Consider the following 3,707-nt stretch of genomic DNA (forward strand, 5'->3'; position numbering starts at 1 on the left):
GAACGGCGAACTGACGTATCGGAAGCTATGGTCTATATCGCGATGGGCGGCCTGCTGCTACGCAGAATCGCCCATCCTTGAATTTTCAAACGGGCTCTTAGAGGATTGGAGACATGACCAAGAAAGTTGCCGTAGTCACAGGCGGGATGGGCGGCATCGGTGAGGCTATCAGCGTCCGGCTGCATGACGCAGGTTATACGGTGGCTGTCACGCATTCCGCCGGTAATAGCGGCGTCGCGAGCTGGCTGGGAAAGATGGAGGAAAGCGGGCGCAGGTTCCACGCGTATCCCGTTGACGTCGCAGACTATGGGTTGTGCCAGCCGTGTGTGGCAACAATTCGGGAGGCACTTGGCTCAGTCGACATTCTGATTAACAACGCCGGGATTACGCGCGACGCCAGCTTCAAGAAGTTGGACAAAGTCAATTGGGATGCGGTCATGCGAACCAATCTCGATTCGGTGTTCAATATGACGAAGCCGATGTGCGAGGAGATGGTGAGGCGAGGCTGGGGCCGCATCATCAACATATCCTCCATCATCGGCTCCAAAGGCGGCTTCGGCCAAACCAACTACGCTGCAGCCAAAGCCGGAATGCATGGCTTTACGAAGTCATTGGCACTCGAAGTGGCGAAGAGTGGTGTGACGGTCAACACCGTTTCGCCTGGCTTCATTGGCACCAAGATGGTGACCGCCGTGCCGCAGGAGATTCTCGATACCAAAATCATCCCGCAAATTCCTGTCGGCCGTCTTGGGAAGCCGGAAGAGGTGGCGGCATTGATTGCATACCTATGCTCGGAGGAAGCCGCTTTCGTGACGGGCGCGAACATCGCCATCAACGGCGGGCAGCACATGCAGTAAGGTCTGATGGGCCATCCAGCGCCCCACACAGGCCGGAGCGCTGGACATAGTCTGCTCTGACCGGAAGGAACCAGTGCGGCCTTCCTGCGGGCAGCTAGGCGTGGCGGGGATCTCTGTCCTGTGTCGAGCCAATGACAGAGGCGTCTGAGCAACACAATAGTTAACCCTGATATTAGGGTTATCTAATTCGCCTTTAAATTGAGCGCTGTAGGCCCCACTACCACCCGCGCTGCCACCCTCGGCAACGCGGGTTCTTTTTTTGTGGGCGGTCGGCTCCGGTTCAGCCCTCGCGCGCGGCGTCTTCGCTCAGTGTGCTCATTGCTCTAGCAGGCGGGAGGCGTTGGGTTCTGCCTCGGGCGCAGGGAACACCGCGCTGGTTCGAATGTGGTCGTAGGCTTGCTTCGGACTGGTTCCGGCCAGGTTGCGAACAAGCCGATTCTGCTGGCAGCCAGTTGAATCACGCTCTGCCGGTGAGCGCCAGCACATCAACACTAACTACGCTCGAGAATCGAGCCGGCAATGACCGCTCACAAGGCCAGACGGTCTGTGCTCTTCTTCGGACTATCGACCGTGGGCGGAAACACGCGCCAGCAGCCATCATCGTGCCGGAAGAAGAATAACGTCCGCAAACCGGCCTGTTGCGTGGTCTCGACGCATACGTAGCGTCGCCTTCCTGGGTAGGTGCGACTGAATTCAATTACATGAACCGGCGTAGTCGGCCCAGGTGCCAGCCATTTTTCGACCTGAAAACGCAGCGACTGCTTATTTGTGCTTTTCATGTCACCTCCCTTACCCCGGCTATTGCTTCCTGCAGAGCTCCAGAAGGCCCGACGACTGTCAGAAGCACCGCTGCACTGCAATGCGCTTCCTTCCGCACCTAGCGTCGCGGACGAATCTTGAGAAAGCGCTTTAAGTCTAGGCAACAACCTGATGCCCCTACGCATCGTTTTGCGAAATAGCAACAGCAGGAACACAGGCTATGAGGTGCCTGTATCCGTCGATAGGGTGTTAGCGGTGATGCATTGCAGTATGTGCGATTGACCACAAAGACGGCCGACATTTGTAGACGGTTGACTGCACGCTTGGCGCCCAATGGCTCTTCCTATGCCGATTCGTCGGTGCTTTTGGGGTCATCCTCTCGGCTCTGTCTGGAGCGTCGACGCCCGAGGTATAGTCAGCCGCACATCACGCGCTTGCAAGAAGGGCTCCCTTGCCCGTCACATTGTTGGTAGCTTCTGCCCAGCCTCTGCTGCTCACGCTGCTCGGTGTGTCGATGGATACTGGGACGATGTAGGCATTCGTGCGGCTGCCCGGTACCCAAGCACCGGCAGTCGGCGCGTAGTTGCGCGCGGGGCGTATGCTATGAACCAGGCTATTTCATCTTGAAAACGAGCTGGGTACTGTGGGCCATTCACTACCACTCATCATCTGTTATCAGGGGGACGTGTGCGCATACTGGTCATTGGAGCCACTGGGCTTCTTGGGAAAGAAATTACGGCTTAGTTGTCGGAAGAGCACGACGTGGTCGGGGCTAGTCGTAGCTCTCCGCCGGTCTCAGTGGACATCTCCGACAAGCAGTCGATTCTGGCGATGTACAAACAAGTGGGCACGGTTGAGGCGGTGGTCTGCGTAGGAGGCACCGCGCCATTGGATGCCCTGACTGACGATGATTTTGCATTCAGCTTGGCCAATAAGCTGATGGGGCAGGTCAATCTGGTCCGGTATGGGGTTCCGTACATCTCCCAGGGCGGGTCGGTCACGCTCACCAGTGGCACCCTCGCGCAGCATCCAGTGCTCGGTGGTGCTGCAGTGAGCACTGTGAACGCCGGCATCGAGGCGTTCGGGCGGGCAGCAGCGCTCGAATTGCAAGGCAAGATTCGCGTGAATGTCGTCAGCCCCGGATGGGGTGGGAGACGCTCGAAGCGATGGGACGCGGCCCCGCCAAGGGCGTTCGGGCGGCGGTGGTCGCACAGGCCTACCAGAAATACATTACGGAAGACATCTCTGGGCAGGTGGTGTCAGTAACCCACTGAATCGCATTGTCCGCCCTCCGTCGAGGCTATCGTCGTACCAATTGCGTTATCGTGACCACGTTCTCTTCATTTACTTAGACGTTGAAGCGGAGTCGCAGCACGAGCCCGAGTTGTGGGTCCGGTGTACACATGTCGGGCGTAGGCGGAAGAAGTCATGACCATGCCAAAGCTCTCGATAGCACCGCTGGAGGGACGACTCGCCGATGGGCAGGACTCCGTTCGGCTCAGGGTTACGCTTGCACTGGCGTACGAGCAACAAGGAGAGTTGGCCGCTGCTGTTCCTCATCTGGTCAAAGCCACCGAGTTAGACCCGCACTATTCGGGCGCTTGGCGAGCCCTCGGAGTTCTCTATGTTGACCTCGGCCAAGATGCGAAGGCGCGTGTAGCCTTTCAGAAGGGAATTGAAGCCGCGAAGGCCCACGGCGACAAACAAGCTGAAAAGGAAATGATTGTGCGTCTTCGACGTTTGGACCGGCAATCAGGCGCTGCTGGCGGTCAGTCAGACGACGGCAAGACGTAGTCGTACGCGAGAATAGTCTGCCGGGCAGCGCGGTAGCAGCTGCGGGGGCGGAAAATGAGGCCACCAGCAAGCGCTGCGCAGTAGCGCCCGCCGGCAGATGTGGCTGCGCCGAGTTCGGCTAGGATGGCCAGCGGCGCATCATGCTATGGTCATAGAAGGCGTCCCTAGGTCGCACCCACCTGCGCCGGCGTGCAGGTACGTAACCGTCCGGCGGACAGCGTTCTTGACGACGGGGTTGCTTTCAGGCGGCGGTCGAGCGGATCTGCTCAGCCATGGCCCATGGCAGCAGTTCGCTAA

General features: G+C 58.7%; 4 protein-coding genes. 3 read left to right on the top strand and 1 reads right to left on the bottom strand.

The window, feature by feature from the left end:
* Positions 1 to 113: 113 nt before the first annotated feature.
* Positions 114 to 857, top strand: a complete 744-nt coding sequence (phbB, locus tag RM96_RS20720) for an acetoacetyl-CoA reductase (RefSeq protein WP_039013326.1) — start codon at positions 114 to 116, stop codon at positions 855 to 857.
* Positions 858 to 1,384: 527 nt separating this feature from the next.
* Here phbB and RM96_RS37345 read toward each other — a convergent pair.
* Positions 1,385 to 1,636 carry a hypothetical protein gene (locus tag RM96_RS37345; protein ID WP_082016627.1) on the bottom strand — a complete coding sequence of 84 codons (252 nt, stop codon included), beginning with the start codon at positions 1,634 to 1,636 and terminating at the stop codon, positions 1,385 to 1,387.
* A 778-nt stretch (positions 1,637 to 2,414) separates the two neighbouring features.
* Here RM96_RS37345 and RM96_RS20725 point away from each other — a divergent pair.
* A complete protein-coding gene (locus tag RM96_RS20725; RefSeq protein ID WP_338011426.1) occupies positions 2,415 to 2,882 on the top strand; it encodes an SDR family oxidoreductase in 468 nt (155 codons plus the stop codon).
* A gap of 162 nt (positions 2,883 to 3,044) precedes the next feature.
* The gene (locus RM96_RS20730; RefSeq protein ID WP_238587343.1) at positions 3,045 to 3,410 is read left to right on the top strand and encodes a tetratricopeptide repeat protein; all 366 of its coding nucleotides are present in this window, start codon (positions 3,045 to 3,047) and stop codon (positions 3,408 to 3,410) included.
* Positions 3,411 to 3,707 lie beyond the last annotated feature (297 nt).

This window comes from Cupriavidus sp. IDO, assembly GCF_000812465.1.
Lineage (GTDB): Bacteria > Pseudomonadota > Gammaproteobacteria > Burkholderiales > Burkholderiaceae > Cupriavidus.